At 63.5% G+C, this 20,128-nt stretch carries 15 protein-coding genes and 1 tRNA gene; 7 read left to right on the forward strand and 9 right to left on the reverse strand.

The window, feature by feature from the left end:
- Positions 1 to 120 precede the first annotated feature (120 nt).
- The 4 genes from BLW25_RS09140 to BLW25_RS09155 form a co-directional block, all read right to left on the reverse strand.
- On the reverse strand, positions 121 to 1,704 hold the full coding sequence (locus BLW25_RS09140; RefSeq protein WP_092898361.1) for an ABC-F family ATP-binding cassette domain-containing protein: 1,584 nt from the start codon (positions 1,702 to 1,704) through the stop codon (positions 121 to 123).
- 217 nt (positions 1,705 to 1,921) lie between these two features.
- Positions 1,922 to 2,476, reverse strand: coding sequence for a hypothetical protein (locus BLW25_RS09145; RefSeq protein WP_092898363.1), 555 nt, complete (start codon positions 2,474 to 2,476; stop codon positions 1,922 to 1,924).
- 109 nt (positions 2,477 to 2,585) lie between these two features.
- Positions 2,586 to 4,514 (reverse strand): acyl-CoA synthetase, encoded by a 1,929-nt coding sequence (locus BLW25_RS09150; RefSeq protein ID WP_092898365.1) that lies wholly within the window; start codon positions 4,512 to 4,514, stop codon positions 2,586 to 2,588.
- A gap of 146 nt (positions 4,515 to 4,660) precedes the next feature.
- On the reverse strand, positions 4,661 to 6,475 hold the full coding sequence (locus tag BLW25_RS09155) for an ABC transporter transmembrane domain-containing protein (RefSeq protein WP_092898367.1): 1,815 nt from the start codon (positions 6,473 to 6,475) through the stop codon (positions 4,661 to 4,663).
- Between the two features lie 356 nt (positions 6,476 to 6,831).
- Here BLW25_RS09155 and BLW25_RS09160 point away from each other — a divergent pair, with 356 nt between their 5' ends.
- The 6 genes from BLW25_RS09160 to BLW25_RS09185 all read left to right on the forward strand — a co-directional run bounded on the left by BLW25_RS09160 (position 6,832) and on the right by BLW25_RS09185 (position 11,757).
- Positions 6,832 to 7,710 carry an alpha/beta fold hydrolase gene (locus tag BLW25_RS09160; protein ID WP_249497046.1) on the forward strand — a complete coding sequence of 293 codons (879 nt, stop codon included), beginning with the start codon at positions 6,832 to 6,834 and terminating at the stop codon, positions 7,708 to 7,710.
- Positions 7,707 to 8,666, forward strand: a complete 960-nt coding sequence (locus BLW25_RS09165; protein ID WP_092898369.1) for a threonine ammonia-lyase — start codon at positions 7,707 to 7,709, stop codon at positions 8,664 to 8,666. Before BLW25_RS09160 ends, BLW25_RS09165 begins: the two co-directional genes overlap by 4 nt.
- 63 nt (positions 8,667 to 8,729) lie before the next feature.
- Entirely contained in the window at positions 8,730 to 9,515 is a 786-nt protein-coding gene (gene pcaD / locus BLW25_RS09170) for a 3-oxoadipate enol-lactonase (RefSeq protein WP_092898371.1), read from the forward strand.
- A complete protein-coding gene (locus BLW25_RS09175) occupies positions 9,508 to 10,203 on the forward strand; it encodes an alpha/beta fold hydrolase (RefSeq protein WP_092898373.1) in 696 nt (231 codons plus the stop codon). The genes pcaD and BLW25_RS09175 overlap by 8 nt, the downstream gene beginning before the upstream one ends.
- Before the next feature lie 131 nt (positions 10,204 to 10,334).
- The gene (locus BLW25_RS09180) at positions 10,335 to 11,570 is read left to right on the forward strand and encodes a mandelate racemase/muconate lactonizing enzyme family protein (protein ID WP_092898375.1); all 1,236 of its coding nucleotides are present in this window, start codon (positions 10,335 to 10,337) and stop codon (positions 11,568 to 11,570) included.
- Between the two features lie 112 nt (positions 11,571 to 11,682).
- Positions 11,683 to 11,757: transfer RNA gene (locus BLW25_RS09185), tRNA-Gly, on the forward strand.
- Positions 11,758 to 11,911: 154 nt separating this feature from the next.
- Here BLW25_RS09185 and BLW25_RS09190 read toward each other — a convergent pair.
- The 3 genes from BLW25_RS09190 to BLW25_RS09200 form a co-directional block, all read right to left on the reverse strand.
- Positions 11,912 to 12,565, reverse strand: a complete 654-nt coding sequence (locus BLW25_RS09190) for a methionine ABC transporter permease (RefSeq protein WP_092901793.1) — start codon at positions 12,563 to 12,565, stop codon at positions 11,912 to 11,914.
- 19 nt (positions 12,566 to 12,584) lie between these two features.
- Complete coding sequence (locus BLW25_RS09195) at positions 12,585 to 13,664, reverse strand: methionine ABC transporter ATP-binding protein (protein WP_092898377.1); 1,080 nt, start codon at positions 13,662 to 13,664, stop codon at positions 12,585 to 12,587.
- Between the two features lie 76 nt (positions 13,665 to 13,740).
- The gene (locus tag BLW25_RS09200) at positions 13,741 to 14,550 is read right to left on the reverse strand and encodes a MetQ/NlpA family ABC transporter substrate-binding protein (protein WP_092901795.1); all 810 of its coding nucleotides are present in this window, start codon (positions 14,548 to 14,550) and stop codon (positions 13,741 to 13,743) included.
- A gap of 277 nt (positions 14,551 to 14,827) precedes the next feature.
- On the opposite strand from BLW25_RS09200, the gene BLW25_RS09205 reads away from it, so the two are divergent.
- A complete protein-coding gene (locus BLW25_RS09205) occupies positions 14,828 to 15,181 on the forward strand; it encodes a DMT family protein (protein ID WP_092898379.1) in 354 nt (117 codons plus the stop codon).
- 86 nt (positions 15,182 to 15,267) lie between these two features.
- On the opposite strand, the gene BLW25_RS09210 is transcribed toward BLW25_RS09205, so the two are convergent.
- Positions 15,268 to 18,231: an Rne/Rng family ribonuclease gene (locus BLW25_RS09210; protein ID WP_092898380.1), complete on the reverse strand. Its 2,964-nt coding sequence runs from the start codon at positions 18,229 to 18,231 to the stop codon at positions 15,268 to 15,270.
- 566 nt (positions 18,232 to 18,797) lie between these two features.
- Positions 18,798 to 20,126 carry a sigma-54-dependent transcriptional regulator gene (locus BLW25_RS09215; protein WP_092901798.1) on the reverse strand — a complete coding sequence of 443 codons (1,329 nt, stop codon included), beginning with the start codon at positions 20,124 to 20,126 and terminating at the stop codon, positions 18,798 to 18,800.
- Positions 20,127 to 20,128 lie beyond the last annotated feature (2 nt).

Genomic DNA, 20,128 nt, shown 5'->3' on the forward strand with positions numbered 1-20,128 from the left:
CTTTGTACAGCCTGCGCTGAGCCCCCCTGCCCGCCCCAGGTCAAACGCCCCCTAAAGCTCTGCAGAGATCCCCTCGCCGGCCTCACAGAGAACCCGAAGGTGCAATATGGGACGAAGCGGTCATAGCCCGAGATGAAGCGCTCTGTCCCACGCGAGCGATTCAAGGAATTCCGTGTCGTGGCTGATGACCAACACCGCACCATCATAAGCAGCCAGCGCAGCCTCCAATGCGGCGATCCCGTCCAGATCGAGGTGATTGGTCGGTTCGTCCAGGATCAGCAACATCGGCGGCGGCGTTGCACCAAGGGCGCAGGCCAGTCCGGCGCGAAGGCGCTCGCCGCCACTCAATTCACGCGTATAGCGCAAGGCGTCCGATGCACGGAACCCAAACCGGGCCAGTGCGGCATGGGCCATATGGCTATCCGCCACGGGGTTCAGGTGCAGGAAGTTATCGCGAAGGCTGCGGGCCGGATCGAGTAATCCGACATGCTGATCCAGCAGCGCGAAGGGCACCATCACCTCCGCACGCCCGCATTGCGGCGTGATCTGGCGGGTGATGATCTTCAGCAGCGTGGTCTTACCGCTGCCATTCGGCCCGGCGATGACGAACCGTTCGGGGCCGGTGACGGTCAGCGACAGATCGCGGATCACAGGATGGGCAGGATCATAGCCGCCGGTCAGGCCATCCAGTGTCAGCACCGTCTTGCCGGGGGCAAGGCCGGTCGGAGGAATGTCCATACGGAGCGGTTGCAGGATTTCGACCTTTTCGCGCGCGGCGGACATTGCCTCATCCGCCGCTTGGCGCCGGGCATCCCGCAGACGCGCCCCGGCACCACCCGAGGCTTCCGCCCTTCCCCTCGCGAAATCCATCAGTATTTTTGGCTGATCCCCTCTGGCGCGCGCCCGATGCCCGGCACCGTCCTTGCGCGCCTTACGCTCGGCCGCCTGCTGCGCGCGACGCGCAGCATCCGAGAGGGCTTTTTCCGCATCGGCAAGATCACGGGCCGCTGCATTCAGCTCCGCATCCCTGCGTTGCCGGAAGGCACTGTAGTTCCCGCCATATCGGGTTGCCCCAAGCGCGGTCAGTTCGACGATGGCGTCCATTTCTTCCAGAAGTTCGCGATCATGGCTGACAATAATCGCCCCGCCCGTCCATCCCCGAAGGAGGTCGATGACCGCCCTGCGCCCATCACGGTCGAGATTGTTGGTCGGTTCATCCAGAACCAGGAAATCCGGCTCTGCCAAAATCAGGGCGGCCAGGGCGGCGCGACTGCGCTGTCCACCGGAAAGTGTCGCAAGCGGTGTGTGCGGTGCGGCGGAGAGGCCACAGCGCAAAAGCGCGGCCTCGATCCGGGCTGGCAATGTCCAGTCCGCATCCGCCAGTTCATCGGCCTTCGCAAGCCCCGCCTCGGCCCGAGTGAGCAAATCAAGCGCGGGCCGGATACCGAACAGGTCAGCTATGGTGTCGTCAGGATGCTCCATCGCGTCCTGTCGCATCATCGCTATGGCACCAGAAATCCGCACCTGACCGGAAGCGGGTGGTAAATCACCAGAAATAAGGCGCAGAAGCGTGCTTTTGCCGGAACCATTGCGGCCAACGACGCCGGTCCGTTCAGGGCCGAAAGCCAGGCTGAGATCAGTGAAAAGCGGTGTTCCGTCAGGCGTGGACCACGACAGATGGGACAGAAAAACGGATGCGGGCATGGGTCTGAACTTCTCGTAGCGAAACCGGGAGGGTGGTGGCGGCGAGGTTCAGACGCATAGGGACAGCTTCTCCGGAAGGAATTTGACTGAGAGGTAGTGCCCGTTCGGCAATTTTACAAGCCAGAGCCAGTGGGGGCCTTGGGCGCAACCTGGTCCGCTGCCCCATCGCAGCGGGATCGCTGCCTGCCACGCAAGCGCGGCTCTCCCCATTGCGACATCACTGGAACGGGTTTGACGGTGCCGGAGGCGCGCTTTTGCCGGTGATCGCATCGCCGCATTCGAGCAGCGACGTGATCGAGGCTTTCGACCCCGAAAGCGAGTAATTCTGCACATCCTTTCCGTCTTTCGAACGCAGGAACAGCTTGTTGCCCCCCGCGATCTCCATCACGAAACTCACCGCCGCATCACTGTCGGGCAGATTGAAGCTCACTGAATTCTGCTTGAGACTGGCGGCGGTCAGATCCCAGCCTTCACGCTTGTCGATCTGGACCCGCAGATCTGCGACCTGGCCTTCGGTGCCGAAATCCCAGGAGGTGGAAAAGAACTGCAGCTGGATCATCGCATCCTGAAAGATCCAGATCGCAAAGCTTTCCTTGTCGTCGCCGACAACGGCACGACAGCCGACCTCGCCATCATCCCAGCCATGGATATCCACTTTCCAGTGCTTGTGCTGGAACAGGATCTCGCTGGAATAGGCCAGCGCCGGCACAACCTGAGCCAGCGCAAGCAAAGCGGAAAGCGCGATACCGGAAACACCCCTGGCCAGTTTCATTCTGTGATGTCCTTCAACTGTCGTTCAACTGCCGTTCACAGGGGCGAGAGTGCTGCGAAAGCCGGGAATCATCAAATGAAAACTCCTGTCATAAAGCCGGGCAATCCCGTCAGTCGTCCCATTCCCAGGGGCTGGTAAAGCCGCCCAGCACCGCTTCGACCGCGGCCTGTGTCACGCCGGCCTCTTTGCTGACCCGGGCGACGAGGCCGCGTTTCTTATCCTCGATCACCGAAATGACCCGCACCGCGAGCCCCGCTTTGTCGAGGGCTGCATTGAAGCAGCGGATGATCGCCAGCCTTCGCAGATCGGGTTTAAAGACCTTGCCGACAGCGGTTTTCGGCAATTCCGGCAGGATCTCGATATATTTCGGCACCGCCGCGCGCTCGGAGATATGGCTTTCGGCGTAAGACATCAGCTCGGGCACCGTCACCGAGGCCCCTTTGACCAGTTCGACATAGGCCGCAGGCAGCTCTCCCGCATGCAGATCGGGCTGGCCGATGGCGCCGACAATGGCGACTGCCGGATGGCCGGACAGCGCCTCTTCGATCACTGCCGGGTCGATATTGTGGCCGCCGCGAATGATCAGATCCTTGGCGCGGCCGGTGATGAAGAGATAGCCGTCCGCGTCGATCCGGCCCAGATCGCCGGTGCGCAGGAACCGGCCTTCGGCGAAGAGATCCTTGTTCTTGTCGTCCTCGGTATAGGTCGAGCCCTCATAGACCCCGGGCGAGCCGACGCAGATCTCGCCGACCTCATCAGTGCCGGCCTCGGTAAAGCCGCCCTCTCCGTCGCGGTTCAGGATCCGAACATGGCTATAGGGAAAGATCAGCCCGACCGAGCCGTTTTTCTTTACCCCTGCCGGTGGGTTCACAGCCACCAGACAGGTGCATTCGGTCAGGCCATACCCCTCGACAATCTCGACCCCGGTTTCCTTTTTGAACCGGTTATACAGCTCTATCGGTAAAGGGGCAGAGCCCGAGAACCCGGCGCGCAGGCTTGAGATATCGGCATTGACCGGGCGCTGCATCAGCGCGGCCAGGGCGGTCGGCACGGTGATCAGATAGGTGCAGCGGTAGCGCGCGATCAGCTTCCACAGATTGTCGAAAACCCCCTCGCCCCGGTATCCGGCCGGGGTGGGGAAAACGACCTGTGCGCCAGATGAGATCATCGACATCAGGATCGGATAGACGGCAAATACATGGAACAAGGGCAGCGGGCACATGACCACATCGGTCTCGCGGAACAAAAGCGTGCCGCCGATCCAGCCGTTATAGATCATCCCCGAGACTTTGTGCTGCGCGACCTTGGGCATGCCCGTGGTGCCGCCGGTGTGGAAATAGGCAGCAACACGGTCGGCGGGATCATCCTGGAAGGTCAGCCGGTCGCCAGGCTGACGCGCCAGCGCGGTATGGAAGCTTTGCACATCCGCCGTATGCGCGACCGGGTTTTTCGGGCGGACCAGCGGCACGATGAATTTTTTCACCCCGGTCAGATAGGTCAGAAGATCAATTTCCAGCACATGTCTGACATTCGGGGCATGGCGCACGGCCTCGGCCACCTTCTGCGCGATATCGGTCTTGGGAAAGGCGCGCAGCGTCACCACCACCTTTGCCTTTGTCTCGCGCAGAATCGAGGAAATCTGCGACGGCTCAAGCAGCGGGTTGATCGGATTGGCGATCCCCGCAACCATGCCCCCCAGCAGCGTCACCGCCGTCTCGAGCGTATTCGGGAGCACATAGGCCACGACATCTGTCGGCCCGACCCCAAGCGTGCGAAAGAGGTTCGCGGCCCGCGTCACCTGGTCATGCAGCCCGGCCCAGGTCAGGGTTGCGTTTGCCGCCCCGGGATCCGAGAGCAGTTGGTAGCTGATTGCCGGACGCGCGCCATGGGCGGCTTTCACCCGGCTCAGCGCCTCATGGATGGTGCGGGGAACATCGCGGTCCGCCCAGGGCATCTCGGCTTCCAGCGCCCTGAAATCTTCCCTCGTGGCGTAGACGTTCTGCCCTGCACCTGCAGCGCCTGTCGCGGTTCCTGCCATGCCGTTCTCCCCTTCTGCGCCCCGTCTCGCGCGCGGCTCATCACAGGAATGTGGCGACGGGGGCGAGGCTTGCCAACCTTTTTCGCCGCTTTTCACCGCAAGGTCAAAGCAACAGCCGGGTCAGGCATGGCGGAATACCTGACCTGTCAGGCCGCCAGCCCGTCGGTGAACTGCAGTTTTGCCAGCCGCGCGTAAAGCCCGCCTTCGCGCACCAATGCGTCATGCGTGCCTTCGGCCACGATCCGGCCGCCCTCGAAGACGAGGATCCGGTCAGCGCTTTTGACGGTGGCAAGGCGATGCGCCACGACCAGCGTGCTGCGCCCTTCCGACAGGCGGCTGAACGCTTTCTGAACCGCATGTTCCGATTCCGAATCCAACGCGGAAGTCGCCTCATCCAGCAGCAGGACCGGCGCATCGCGCAGGATCGCCCGCGCGATGGAAATGCGCTGGCGCTGGCCGCCTGACAGCATCACGCCGCGTTCGCCCAGACGGCTGTCATAGCCGCCGGGAAGCCCCATGATGAAATCATGCGCCTGCGCGGTGCGGGCCGCAGCCTCGACCTCGGCATCGGTCGCATCGGGGCGGCCAAAGCGGATATTGTCGCGCGCCGTCATCGCGAAAATCACCGGATCCTGCGGCACCAGCGCAATTTCACGGCGGAAATCTTCGCGCGAAAGGCTGTCCAGTGCGATCCCGTCCAGCGTGATGCGCCCCGATTGCGGGTCATAGAACCGCTCGATCAGTTGCAGAACCGTGGATTTCCCGGCGCCGGACGGGCCGACCAGCGCCACGGTCTCGCCCGGGTTCACGGTGAAGGACACCCCGTCCAGCGCCAGCTGGCCCGGGCGCGTCGGATAGGAGAAACCGACATTGTCAAAGGCAATCGCGCCTTTCACCGGGCGCGGCAGCAAAGCCGGGCGCGCAGGATCACGGATCTCGTCTTCGGTGTTCAAAAGCTCGACCAGCCGTTCGGTCGCGCCGGCAGCGCGCTGCAATTCGCCCCAGATCTCGGACAAAGACCCGACCGAACCCGCCACCAGCACCGCATAGATCACGAACTGGATCAGCTCTCCGACACTCATCGCGCCGCCACGCACATCGCGCGCGCCGATCCACAACACGCCGACAATCCCTGCGAACACAAGGAAGATCACGATCACCGTCATCACCGCGCGGGTGCCGATGCGGGTCTTTGCCGAAATGAAGCTCTCTTCCGTCACCCGGGCAAATCTGGCGCGGGTCGCCTCTTCATGGGTAAAGGCCTGCACGGTCTGGATGGCCCCAAGCGCCTCAGACGCCATGCCCGAGCTTTCCGCGATCCAGTCCTGGTTCTCGCGCGAGAGCCGCCGCAGACGCCGCCCCATCACCACAATCGGTACCACCACGGCGGGCACGATCAGCAAGACCAGCCCGGTAAGCTTGGCCGAAGTCAGCAGCAGCATCACCATGCCGCCGATCAGCATCAGCAGATTGCGCAGCGCAACCGAAACCGAAGAGCCGATCACCGACAGGATCAGCGTGGTATCGGTGGTGATGCGCGAGACCACCTCGCCGGTCATGGTCTTCTCGAAGAATGACGGCGAAAGGCAGGTCACCCGGGCGAACACCGCCTTGCGGATATCTGCGACGACCCGCTCTCCCAGCCGGGTCACAACGTAATAGCGCAGCCCCGTCCCCAAAGCGAGCAGCGCCGCGATCAGCAGAAAGGCCGAGAAATAGGTATCCAGAAGTTCGAGATGATTGCCAAAGCCATCAACCACCCGGCGCACCGCCAGCGGCAGCACAAGCGTCACCCCCGCCGTCAGCACCAGCGCAAACAGCGCCAGCAGCAGCATAAGACGGTAAGGCCGCAGGAAAGGTCGCAAGCCCCCAAGCGCCGAGACCTTGCGCGACGCACGCTCCTCGCCATTGGCGGCCGGACTGCTTGCGGCCGCGCGGGCATTTGCTGGCTTACGGGCCATGGGGGCTCCTGTGGCTGGTCGGGCGGTTTCAGGCCGGTATCCCCGGTTCCCGGGGGGGGCGCAAACCGCCCCGGCTGGGGTTTAGGCAAGGAGAGCGATGAAATAATGGCGACAGGTGTAGCAACGGTCTGGGGGGATTTACGGCTGAACCCCCCGCGCGGCAAGCGGCGTGATGCCGCGCCTGCGGTTTTTGCGCGGCCCCGGGGCCGTGAAAGCCCGGCATTCCCGGACAAACCGGGGCCAGCCCCCCTTCCCCCTTCGCCCCGCAGCGGGCAATCTGAGCCGAGGCCACCAGCCTCCACCGCCCAATATCCCTGCCCCATCCGCAGCCAATGCAGACCCAGGAAGGAGATGCCATGCCAGACCAGAACAGGCTCAGTGCCGAAGACCAGATGGGCGAGACCCTGTTCTTCACCAGCCCCGACGGCACCCGGCTGGCCTATTGCCTGGACGGGGCAGAGGATGGCCTGCCGGTCCTGTGCCTCGCCGGTCTGACCCGCACGAAAGAGGATTTCATCCCCGCGCTGCCAGCCCTGGGCAGCTGCCGCGTGATCCGGATGGATTACCGCGGCCGCGGCGAGAGCGATTTCACCGGCGCCGCGACCTATACCATCGCGCAGGAGGGCGCCGATGCGCTGGCGCTGCTGGATCATCTGGGGGTCGGGCGCGCGGCGCTCCTTGGCACCTCGCGCGGCGGGCTGATCGGCATGGTGCTGGCCCAGCTGGCACGGGAGCGGCTGATCGGGCTTTGCCTCAACGATATCGGCCCCGAAATCGCCCCCGCAGGGCTGTCAGGCATCGCTGCCCGTATCGGCCGTACCCCCCAGGCCCGCAGCCTTGCCGAAGTGGCGCTGCAAATGGCCGCCAACAGCCCGGGCTTTACCGGGCTCAGCGCTACGGACTGGCTCGCTCATGCGGCGCGGCTGTTTATCGAGGTGCCCGGCGGGCTGGCCCTGCGCTACGACCCGGCCCTGCGCGATGCCTTTCTTTCGGGCTATGACCCGACACGGCCGCTCCCTGATCTCTGGCCGCAATGGGAGGCAAGCCGGGGCCTGCCGGTTGCACTTATCCGGGGCGCGAATTCCGACCTGCTTTCATCTGCGACGGTCGCGCAGATGCTCCGGATCCGGCCAGATCTTGCTGTCACCGAAATCCCCGGGCGCGGCCATGTTCCTTTTCTTGACGAACCAGAGGCGCTTGCCGCATTGACCGCCTGGATCGGAGCCCTTGCATGAACATCACCATGATCGAAGCCGCCGCTGCACGTCTGCGGGGAAATGTGCTGCGCACGCCGCTGCTGAATGCACCGCTGCTGGACCGGATCGCCGGCCGGCAAGTGTTTGTGAAAGCGGAATCGCTCCAGGTCACCGGCAGTTTCAAGGCGCGCGGCGGCTGGGCGGCGGTCTCGGCATTGCCGCCGGGTACGCCGGGCGTGATCGCGATGTCTTCGGGCAATCACGCCCAGGGCGTGGCGCGCGCGGCCTCGGGCCATGGCATCGCGAGCGTGATCCTGATGCCTCAGGACGCGCCGCAGGTGAAGATCGCCAATACCCGCGCCTGGGGCGGCGAGGTCGTGCTTTATAACCGCGCGACCGAGGATCGCGAGGCCATCGCCACCCGGATCGCGACAGAGCGCGGCTATGCCCTGATCCCGCCTTATGACCATGCCGAGGTGATCGCAGGTCAGGGTACGGTCGGGCTGGAGATCGCGGAACAGGCGCAGGAGGCCGGACTGGCCCGCGCCGATGTGCTGGTGCCCTGCGGCGGCGGCGGGCTATCCTCAGGGGTTGCGCTGGCTTTGGAGGCACGCGCGCCCGGACTGCGCCTGCGCACCGCCGAGCCCCAGGGCTTTGACGATATGGCGCGCTCGCTTGCCGCCGGCGAACGACTGCGCAACCCTGCCCTGACCGGATCGGTCTGTGATGCGATCCTGACGCCCATACCCGGAAAGATGACCTTCCCCCTGCTCTCTGCCCTGGCCGGTCCGGGGCTTGTGGTCAGTGATTCCGAGGCGCTGGAGGCCGTGACACTCGCCTTCCGCCATCTGCGTCTGGTGCTGGAGCCCGGCGGCGCAGTGGCGCTTGCGGCAGCGCTCTTGCGCCCTGATCTGCCTGATCAGGTGATCTGCATCGCTTCGGGTGGCAATGTCTCGGAAGATCTGTTCCGCGATTGCCTCACAAAGAACCCCTGACAAGATCCAACATTTCCTGCCCCTGACTGCCGGATTTCCGGCAAATAATTACAGATTTCGAACATGCCCCTCATCTATCTGCCCGATCTGCGTCTCAATGCCAGCCTCACCGGCCCCGAAGATGGCCCACCCCTGGTGCTGCTCCACGCGCTTGGCCTCAGCCATGAGATCTGGCAACCGCTGATCGACCACCTGCCCCGGCACCGCATTCTCAGTTTCGATCTGCGCGGCCATGGCGCCAGCGACTGCCCGCCCGCGCCCTATAAGATGGGCGCGCTGATCCAGGACACGGAACGGCTGATCGGGCATTTCGGCCTGAAAGACTGTGTGGTGATCGGCCTTTCGATCGGGGGCCTGATCGCCCAGGGCCTGGCGGTGAAACGGCTCGATCTCGTGCGGGGCCTTGTGCTGTCGAACACCGCCGCCCGTATTGGCATCGCTTCGCAATGGCAGGACCGTATCGCGCTGGTGCGCCGCGCAGGGCTCGCCGCCCTGCATGACGCCACGATGGAGCGCTGGCTGGGCCGCAACTGGCGTGAAAGCCCGGCGCTTGCCGGTCTCAGCTCCCGCTTTCTTGCCACATCCCCTGAGGGCTGGGCCGGCTGCGCCAGCGCCATTGCCGGCACCGATTTCTACGAGACCACCGCGACGCTGCGGCTCCCGACCCTGGTGATCGCCGGCAGCCATGATGGCTCCACCCCCGTCGATCTGGTACGCGAAACCGCCGATCTGATCCCCGGCCACCAGTTCCGTCTGATCCGGGGCGCCGGCCATATTCCCCTGGCCGAAAAGCCCGATGACTATGCCGAGGCGATCCGCGATTTCCTGACCCGGATCGGGCATGGCTGACTTTCTGCTGGTCCATGGCTCGGGCTTTGGTGCCTGGTGCTGGCCCTGGTTGACCGAAGCCCTGACCGGCCACGGCCACAGCGCCCGCGCAATCGACCTGCCGCGCGGCCCCGGGATCAGCCTCAAAGACCAGGCGCGGGCGATCTGCGACAGCCTCACCGGCCCCACTTTGCTCGTCGGCCACTCAGCCGGTGGCTTTCCGATCACCGCCGCTGCCGAAACCGATCCGGATAAAATCCAGGCCCTCATCTGGCTCTGCGGCTATATCCCCGGGAACGGCAGTTCCGTCGCCTCACGCCGCCGCAGCCAGAGCGAACAACCGCTGCGCGCCGCCCTGAAAACCGACCGCGCCAGCGGCAGCTACAGCTTCGCCCCCGAAAGCCTGACGCCCCTGTTCTTCCACGACTGCCCGCCAGAGACCCGGGCCCTCGCCGCCCGCCAAATGGCGCCCGAATCCATTGCACCGCAGGAAACCCCGCTCCGTCTTACCGCACGTTCACAGAACCTGCCGCGCTTCGCCATCACCTGCGAAAACGACCGCGCCATCCCTCCCGCCTTCCAGCACGCTATGGCCGGTGCTGTCCCGCCCGGTCACCGCTTCTCCCTTGCCTGCGGGCACGCCCCCTTCTTCGCCAGGCCGCAAGAGACCGCCGCCCTGCTGCACCGGATCACCGGCCTCACCCCCTGATCCCGACTCCGCCACGTCGAAAATCACCCTGGCCCCTGAAGAAATCCCTGCTACCTTCCTTATGTCCCAAATACTCCACGGGGGCCCGGGAGAGTAAAAGCCCGGCGCTCCCCAAACAGGAGACGCCCGTCATGATCCTGCAGGACCTAGAGATTTTTGTTGTTGCCCCACCCGCGCCCGGCTGGGGCGGCCGTTACTGGATCTTTCCGAAACTCACCACGCGCTGCGGTATCACCGGATATGGCGAATGCTACGCTTCGAGCGTCGGACCCAAAGCGATGCAGGCCGTCATCGAAGACGTCTTCACCCGCCATATGCAGGGCGAAAACCCCGAAAACATCGAACTCATGTATCGAAGGGTCTATTCCTCCGGCTTTACGCAGCGCCCTGATCTCACCGTGATGGGGGCCTTTTCCGGGCTTGAGATCGCCTGCTGGGACATTATCGGCAAGGCGCGCAACCGCCCGGTCTGGGCGCTGAATGGCGGGCGGATGAATGACCGACTGCGCGCCTACACCTATCTCTACCCCGAGCCCGGCCAGGACCCGACCGAATTCTGGGCCAGCCCCGACCAGCAGGCCGAGGCCGCGCTTCGCTATGTCGATCAGGGCTTTACGGCGCTGAAATTCGACCCCGCCGGCCCTTATACGATCCGGGGCGGGCATCAGCCCGCTCTGTCCGACATCTCGCGCTCGGTCGCCTTTTGCAAAACCATCCGCGAAGCGGTCGGCGACCGCGCCGATCTGCTGTTCGGCACCCATGGCCAGTTCACCACCGAAGGCGCCATCCGGCTTGGCCGCGAGCTCGAGCCATGGAACCCGCTCTGGTATGAGGAACCGATCCCGCCCGACAATCTTCTGGAATTCGCCGAGGTCGCGAAACAGGTCCGCATTCCACTTGCAACCGGCGAGCGGCTGACCACCAAGACCGAATTCGCCACGCTTTTGCGGGCGGGCGGTGTGCGGATCCTGCAACCCGCACTTGGCCGGCTTGGCGGTATTTCCGAAGGCCGCAAACTCGCCGCCATTGCCGAGGTCTATAATGCCGAAATCGCGCCGCATCTCTATGCAGGGCCGGTGGAATGGGCGGCGAATATCCATCTTGGGGTCACGATCCCCAATCTTTTGCTGGTTGAGACCATCGAGACCGGCGGCGCCTTCCATCAGCGCCTGATCAAAAACACGATCCGCTGGGAAAATGGCTATATCCTGCCCCCCGAAGGCCCCGGGCTCGGCATTGATTTCGACGAGGATCTCGCCCGCGCCCATCCCTATAACGGCGACAAACTGCATCTCCAGATGCAGGAGGCGCCCTGTTCCTATCAGGCCGAGAACCGGTTCGAAGGTGGCGCGCCCTCCGAGGTTTAGCCTGCCTTCGCAACGGCTTAGCCGCTGTTTTTGCGCAAGCTTACAGATTTTTACATTTCCCCTCTTGCGCCCCGGCGCAGGCGGGGTTAGATCACCGCCATCCGGACCGGTTGCGGGCGTAGCTCAGGGGTAGAGCATAACCTTGCCAAGGTTAGGGTCGGGCGTTCGAATCGCCTCGCCCGCTCCAGTCCAGGATCATCCTTTAAGATGTGATGTGAAAAAGCGGCCACAGGCCGCTATTTTCATTTGCATATCCTCACCATGTCAGCCTGCCGCACCGGTCATCTGCAAGCGTCGTTGCTGATGCGCCGTTCAAAGCGCATCAGCCTGTAAGCTCTCTCTCAGCGATGGTCGATGCGCCGTGCCAGCGCATCTCCGGCCCATTGCATGATCGACACCATCACGATCAGGATGATCACGACTGCGACCATAATCACCGTCTCAAAGCGCTGATAACCATAGCGGATCGCGATATCGCCAAGCCCGCCGGCCCCGACCGCCCCCGCCATTGCAGAGGCGCCGATCAGCGTCACCATGGTCACGGTAAAGCCCGAAACGATGCCAGGCAAAGCCTCGGGGATCAGCACATCGCGCAGGATCGTCATCCGGGTCGCGCCCATCGCGCGGGCCGCATCGATCAAAGCGCGGTCGACCTCGCGCAGCGATACCTCGGCCACCCGGGCGAAATAGGGCGCCGCCGCCAGCGTCAGCGGCACAATCGCCGCGCCGATCCCGATGGCCGTGCCCACGATCAGCCGCGTCAGCGGAATAGCCGCCACCAGCAGGATGATGAACGGAACCGACCGCAGCGCATTCACCAGCCAGCCAAGGCTCCGGTTGATCAGCAGGTTCTGAAAGATACCGCCTTTGTCGGTCGTCACGAGGATCAGCGCAAGCGGCAGGCCGATCACGAAAGACAGCGCGCCGGAAACCCCGGTCATCACCACCGTCTCCCACATCCCCTTGACCAGAAGGTCGAACATCGGCCGCGTCATCGCCCAGCCCAGCAGCGTATCAAACATTTGCGGGGACATAGCCGAGCACCTCGATTGCGGTCGTTTCCGGTTTCAGCTTTGCCACCACCGCAGCCAGCTTGTCCTTGTCAGCGGTCCCAAGTGCCAGAAATAGCCTGCCGTAAGGCTCGCCCTGAACATCATTCAACCCGCCATGCAGCAGCCGCGCGGGCTGGCCCGTGATCGCCTCGACCCCGGCCAGAAGCGGGCGGCGGGCATCGGGCCCATAGACATCAACGCGGATCAGCGCCTGATCCCCTTCGGACGCGATCTGCGCCAGCAGATCCGCCGGCAAGACCGGCGAGAGGCCGCGCAAAAGGCTGCGGGTGGTGTCGGTCTGAGGACTGGCAAGCACCTTCGCCACCGGGCCTTCCTCGACGATACGTCCCGCATCCAGCACGAGGACACGATGGGCGATCTGGCGCACCACCTCCATCTCATGGGTGATCATCAGGATCGTCAGGCCAAGCTGGCGGTTCACATCTTTAAGCAGCGTCAGGATCTGTTGTGTGGTCTCGGGGTCGAGCGCCGAAGTAGCCTCATCCGACAAAAGCAAAAGCGGCTCGGGCGCCAGCGCCCGCGCGATGCCGATCCGCTGCTTCTGCCCGCCCGAAAGCTGCGCCGGATAGGCATTCGCCTTGTCGGCAAGCCCGACCAGATCCAGCAATTCCATAACCCGTTTCATCCGGGCGGCGCGGGTCACGCCTGCGATCTTCAAAGGCAGCGCGACATTCTCGGCCACGGTTTTCGCAGATAACAGATTGAAATGCTGGAAAATCATCCCGATGCGGCGACGCACCGGGTTCAGCGCCTGTTCTGACAGCGTCGAGATATCGGTGCCGTCGATCACAACCCGCCCCGCCTGCGGCCGGTCAAGCCCGTTCAGGCAGCGGATCAGCGTCGATTTTCCCGCGCCAGAGCGCCCGATCAGCCCGACGATCTCGCCCCGCCCCAGCGTCAGTGAAATATCGTCCAGCGCCGGCCGGTCATTGAACCGCCGGACCACATGGTCAAGCTGCACCGCCGGCACTTCCGCGCCCGGCCCCGACCCTGCTCCGGCCACTGTTCCCGCCCCTGCCATCGGCACTGCTCCTTCAATCAGTCAGGGCGCCCGAAGCTGATCCGGGCGCCCTGATGCGTATGCTTTAAACCAAATCTTACCAGGCGGGAACTGCCGCGCCTTTGTAAGCGTCTGCATAAGCCGCCTTGACCGCATCGGACTGGAAGGCTTCGCGCAGTTTCGCAACCCATTCCGCGTCTTTGTCAGCGGTGCGGATGGCGATGAAGTTGGTATAGGGGTTGTTCACGCCCGATTCCTCGGCGATCCGGTTGTCGAGCAGGTCTGCCTTGGCCGCCCAGTCGGTATTGACCACTGCCGCGTCAAGGTCATCAATCGCGCGCCCGACCACACCGGCATCCAGCTCGCGCAGGTCAAGGTTTTTCGGGTTCTCGGTCACGTCGATCACGGTCGCCAGAATACCGGCCTCCGGGTTGACCTTGATCAGGCCCAGCTGTTCCAGCACCTTGAGCGCGCGGCCGCCATTCGACGGATCATTCGGCACGCCGATCACGGCACCGTCCGGCAGTTCCGCCAGCGAAGCATGTTTCTTCGAATAGACGCCGATCGGGAAGATCGCGGTGTCGATCTCCGGGATGATCTCATAGCCATGCGCGGCGATCTGTGCTTCGAGATAGGGCAGATGCTGGAAGGCATTCGCGTCGATCTCATTGCGGGCCAGCGCCTCGTTCGGCTGGGTGTAATCGTTGAAGATCACGGTCGAGACATCGAGGCCCAGCGGCTTCGCCTGTTCCGCGACCACGGCCCAGACTGCTTCATCCTCGCCCCCCATGATCCCGACCTTCAGCGCGGCATTGTCAGCGAAAGCCGCCGGAGACAGCGCGGGGGACATGAGGGCGGCAGCGGCAAGCGTAAGGGCCGCACGACGGGACAGGGAAAAGAACGACATGGGGTCAGCCTTCAGAAAATGAAACACGGCGCGAAAAGCCCGCCGCGAGCTGAACGGAATATCATTCCTGCGGCAAAAAGGTGCAAGCCCCGCGAAGAGAACATTGTTTTGATCTTAGCGGCATTGGCAAGACAGAGTTGTCGCTTTCCCGCTTACCGCAGGAGTTTTCGTCAGCCCGCAACTTTACCCGCCGAAGGCCCGCGCGAATCCCCCTTCCGATGCTTCGGGCCGCGCAATAGGGTCAGCCGGAACCTCCTCCGCATCTCCGGTGTCAGACATGCTCAATCTTCCCGTTCCCCTGGTGACGGTCCTTTTGCTGATCGCCTCGAATATCTTCATGACCTACGCCTGGTATGGCCATCTGAAAGACGGCGCCTCCATGCCGATGTTCAAGGTCATTCTTATCTCCTGGGGCGTCGCCTTCTTTGAATATTGCCTGATGGTTCCGGCGAACCGCATTGGCTACACCTATTTCAACGCAGCCCAGCTCAAGACCATCCAGGAGGTGATCACCCTCGCGGTTTTTGCGGCATTTTCGGTGCTTTATCTCAAGGAATCCCTTGGCTGGAACCATCTGATCGGCTTCAGCCTGATCGCTCTGGGCGCGTTTTTCATTTTCCAGAAATGGTGAAGCTCCGCAGGTAAAACCAGGGTGCAAAGACCGGGCGGTAAAGGAAAAGGGGGCCTCGCGGCCCCCTTTTTTTATCTCTGCGCGGGTCAGCGGCCCTGCGACCACCAGCCCTTTTTACGCGGGCGGTCATCATCGCCATCTGTGTCACCGGCCTGACCGGCATCAGCGACCGGGGCCTCACCCGCATCCGCCACACCGGAAATGACAGGATCTGCCGCAATCCCCGCCGGAACCGGTGCCGGAGAAGCCCCGGCCGGGCCACCTGCGGGCGCCTCAGGCGCGGCTTCCGCAGGTACAGCCTCAACCGCTGCATCCACAGCCACCGCAACATCAACAACTGCGACTTCGGCCTCTTCGGCTTTCTTCGACCGCGAACGGCTGCTTGCGGCTTTCGGCTTCGCCGCTGCACGGCTACGCGCGGGCTTCTTCGCGGCGGCCGGCTCAGAAGCGACAGCCTCAGACGCGGCGTCTTCCCCGATAACTGCTGCGCTGGCTTTCGCCCGGCTGCGGCGCTTTGGTGCCGGGGCGGCGGCAGGAGCTTCCGCCTCAGACGCCACAGCTTCGCCTTCCACGACCGGATCGGTCACAGCAGTTTCAGCGACAACTGTATCGGCCACAACCGTATCAGCCACAGCCTCCACAGTCTCTGCCTCTGCAGCAGCCTTTGCCGCTGCAGATTTCGACCGCGACCGCGTCGCCCGCTTCGGTTTTGCCGGTGCTTCGGCTTCTGGCGCCACTGCCTCGCTCACGTCACCCGCTGCAACCTCTGCATCGGTGCCGTCTGCGTCATCCTCATCCGCACCTTCTTCATCGGACTCGTCGCCCGCATCAGCGCTGCCCTCGGCGCCCTGACCATCACGACCACCCCGACGACGGCGACGACGACGGCGCTTCTTCTTGCCGCCCCCTTCCCCGCCTTCCGCTGCAGGCTCGGCCCGGGCCGGAGCGGCAACTGCGGCCGCCTCTTCCGCGACCTCTTCTTCCTCTTCGAGGATCTCGTCGACCAGATCCTCGTCTTCCTCTTCGACCAGATCGCCCATCAATCCGGCATGGCCGGAGATGACCTGGCTCGGCTCGGGCAGGCTGCGGGTCGCGGTCTTGAACTTCTCCAGTTCGAAATCGGGAGAGACGAGCGCCGGATCGGCCTCCATCCGGACCGCCATGCCGTAGCGGGTTTCGATCAGCCCGATATGTTCGCGCTTATGGTTGAAGAGGTAGTTAACAATCCCGATCGGCGCCTTCAGCAGCACCTCTTTCGACCGCTTGCGCGTACCCTCTTCTTCCAGCGCGCGCAGGATGGTCAGCGCCATGCTGTCATCCGAACGGATCAGCCCGGTGCCATGGCAATGCGAGCAGGGCTGCGTGGTCGATTCCAGCATCCCCGGACGCAGGCGCTGGCGCGACATTTCCATCAGACCGAAGCCCGAGATCCGGCCAACCTGGATCCGCGCACGGTCGGTTTTCAGCCGGTCTTTCAGCCGCTTTTCGACCGAGGCGTTGTTGCGACGCTCTTCCATGTCGATGAAGTCGATCACGATCAGCCCGGCCAGATCGCGCAGACGCAGCTGGCGGGCGACCTCGTCACAGGCCTCGAGGTTGGTCTTGAGCGCGGTATCCTCGATGGATCCCTCTTTCGTCGCCCGACCCGAGTTCACGTCGATGGCGACCAGCGCCTCGGTGATGCCGATGACGATATAGCCGCCGGATTTCAGCTGTACGACCGGGTTGAACATGCCGCCGAGATAGCTTTCGACCTGGAAGCGCGCGAAAAGCGGCATCGGCTCGTTATAGAGCTTCACCTGTTTCGCATGCGCCGGCATGATCATCCGCATGAAATCTTTGGCGGAACGGTAGCCCGCCTCGCCTTCAACCAGCACCTCGTCGATCTCGCGGCTATAGAGATCGCGGATGGTGCGCTTGATCAGATCGCCTTCCTCATAGATCGCGGCAGGCGCGACCGAGCGCAGCGTCAGATCGCGGATCTGTTCCCAGAGCCGCATCAGATATTCGTAATCGCGCCGGATCTCCGGCTTGGTGCGCTTGGCACCTGCAGTGCGGATGATCAGGCCAGCGCCTTCCGGCACCTCCAGTTCGCCCGCGATTTCCTTCAGCTTCTTGCGGTCGGCGGCCTGGGTGATCTTGCGCGAAATGCCACCGCCGCGCGCGGTATTCGGCATCAGCACGCAGTAACGGCCGGCAAGCGAGAGATAGGTGGTCAGCGCCGCGCCTTTGTTGCCGCGCTCTTCCTTGACGACCTGGACCAGCATGATCTGCCGGACCTTGACCACTTCCTGGATCTTGTATTTGCGCAGGCGCTGCCGGCGCGGAGCGGCGATCTCTTCCGAGACATCCTCTTCCGCGATGGTTTCGATCTCATCTGCGCTGGCAGCGGCGTGATGGTCATGATCGCTGTGGTCATGATCGTCATGATCATCCCCAGCCGCTTCATCGCTGCGGGTCTCGTCGCCCGCATCATCTGCAACCACAGCCTCTTCAGCGGCAACCTCTTCGACCGCGACGGGTTCGGGCGGCGCGACGGCCCCGGTCTCAGTCGCCATCAGATCCTCAGCAACCGCGAGCGTGGAGACGCCCTCATCGCCATCCCCTACCGAGAGGTCGATCACATCCATCTCGCTGTGCGAGGCCGCAGCCTCCCCCGCCAACGGCGCCGAAACGCTGGGATCGGCGGGTGCGCGTTCAGCCCGCGGCGCCGGCTTGCGGCGGCGGGCACGACGATTGTCCTCTTCCTCTTCCTCACGCGCCATAGCGCGCTCTTCGGCGAGGAGCGCCTGGCGGTCCGCAACCGGGATCTGGTAGTAATCCGGGTGGATTTCGGCAAAAGCGAGGAAGCCGTGGCGGTTTCCACCATAATCCACGAAGGCTGCCTGGAGCGAGGGTTCGACCCGCGTCACCTTGGCGAGGTAGATGTTCCCCGCGAGCTGGCGCTTGTTTATTGTTTCAAAGTCAAATTCTTCGACTTTGTTTCCGTCCACCACAACAACCCGGGTCTCCTCGGGATGGGTGGCGTCGATAAGCATCTTCTTAGCCATGTTTTTCCATTGCGCCCCGGTGGCATAAAGACCCCCGGCGGCCCTGAGACAGGGCCGGAGAGCAGATCATACGGTTCGGGGCGGCTTGTCTGAGCGCGGACGGCGGGCGCGAACGGGCTCAGCCGGCCTCTGGGGCCAGTATCGCCAATCGTTACACTGCTCACGCGCCTCATCGCGGTTACGTCCTGGGGGTTCAGGCCCCCACCTTACTGGCCAGACAGGCACTTCACAGGGAAGCGCTGATCCATCTGACAATGTGCACAGCCTTACGGCCGATCCGGCTCCCGGTCATGGGGCGGCGCGTAACGTCGCGCCATGCCCGCGAAGGGGAGAGAATTTCTTTGACCGTTACAAAACGGCCATAGTGGGCAACTTACGATCAAAGCCGACTGAAGAGCAATGAAAATCTCTCGCCCGCCATGTGGCACCTGCCCGAAGAGAGGGGGCGCGGCCCCCGTCTCTTGTACCGGGTGCCTCCCCCGGCGCCCTCAAACCAAGAGGAAATACGCTTCCCCCGTATCCTGACACCTCCACCGGAGGTATGCGCAAAGCAAAGCACGCGGCGCTCAGGTATAATCCGAACGCTGCAGGTTATATTTCGCCATTTTCTCATTCAGCGTGCGGCGCGGCAGACAAAGCTCCTCCATCACAGCAACGATCGAGCCCTTATGGCGGCGCATCGTATTGTCGATCAGCATCCGTTCAAACGCCTCGACATATTCCTTCAGCGGCTTGCCTTCGGTGGTCATCGCCGGGCCCGAGGCCTCGTTATCGGCCATCAGCAAAGATGCAATCGAGCCGGAGCCGCGACGGTTCTGCAAGACCGCGCGTTCTGCGATATTCACCAGCTGGCGCACATTGCCCGGCCAGGGGGCCTGCAACAGCTGCGCGGCCTCCTGCGCCGTGACCTGAGGGGCATCACAGCCATATTCTTCGGAAAACTGCTCTGAAAGCCGGGTGAAGAGCTGAAGGATATCCTCACCGCGCGCCCGCAATGGCGGCAATACGATGGTCATCGCGCCCAGCCGGTAGAAGAGATCGGGGCGCAACGCCTGTTCCAGCGTCAGATCCTGCGCCTGTTGGTTGCGGATCGCGATGATGCGGGTTTCCGGCGGCAGGCCCTGATCGTTGATGAAGGTCAGAAGCCGCGCCTGCAGCCCCTGGCTCAGTGCCTCGATATCTTCCAGCAGCAACGTGCCGCCCCGTGCCTCTTCGACCAGCGGGATCGCGCCGTCTTCACCAGGCCCGAAGAGCTTGGCGGAAAGCTGATCCTCGGACCAGGCAGCGCAGGAGATCGTCACGAATTTCTTCGACGCGCGCGGCCCCACCGCATGCAGCGCATGGGCGACAAGTGTCTTGCCGGTGCCGGTCTCGCCATCGATCAGAACATGTGAATCCGCCTGACCCAGATCGAGAATGTCTTCGCGCAGCCGCTCCATCGCGGGCGAGGTGCCGACCAGCTTTTGCATGATGGTGGTGCCATCGGCCAGCTCGCGGCGCAGCGCCCGGCTGTCCAGCGTCATCCGCCGCGCATGGGTCGCCTTTTTCGCCAGTTCCGTCATCCGGTCCGGGTTGAACGGTTTTTCCAGAAAATCGAAGGCGCCGACCCGCATCGCCTCTACCGCCATCGGCACATCGCCATGCCCGGTGATCATGATCACCGGCAGGCCGGAATCGAGGCTCATCAGTTTCTTGAGAAACGCCATACCATCCATACCGGGCATCTTGATATCCGACACCACGACGCCGGAAAAATCCGCGCCGATGGATTTCAGCGCATCTTCCGCCGAAGGATAGGTCTCGGTGTCAAAGCCCGAGAGCGCCAGCCACTGGCTGATCGAGGCGCGCATATCCGCCTCGTCATCCACGATCGCCACTTTCATCGCGCGTGCCATAT

This window comes from Rhodobacter sp. 24-YEA-8 (genome assembly GCF_900105075.1).
Classification (GTDB): Bacteria; Pseudomonadota; Alphaproteobacteria; order Rhodobacterales; family Rhodobacteraceae; genus Pseudogemmobacter.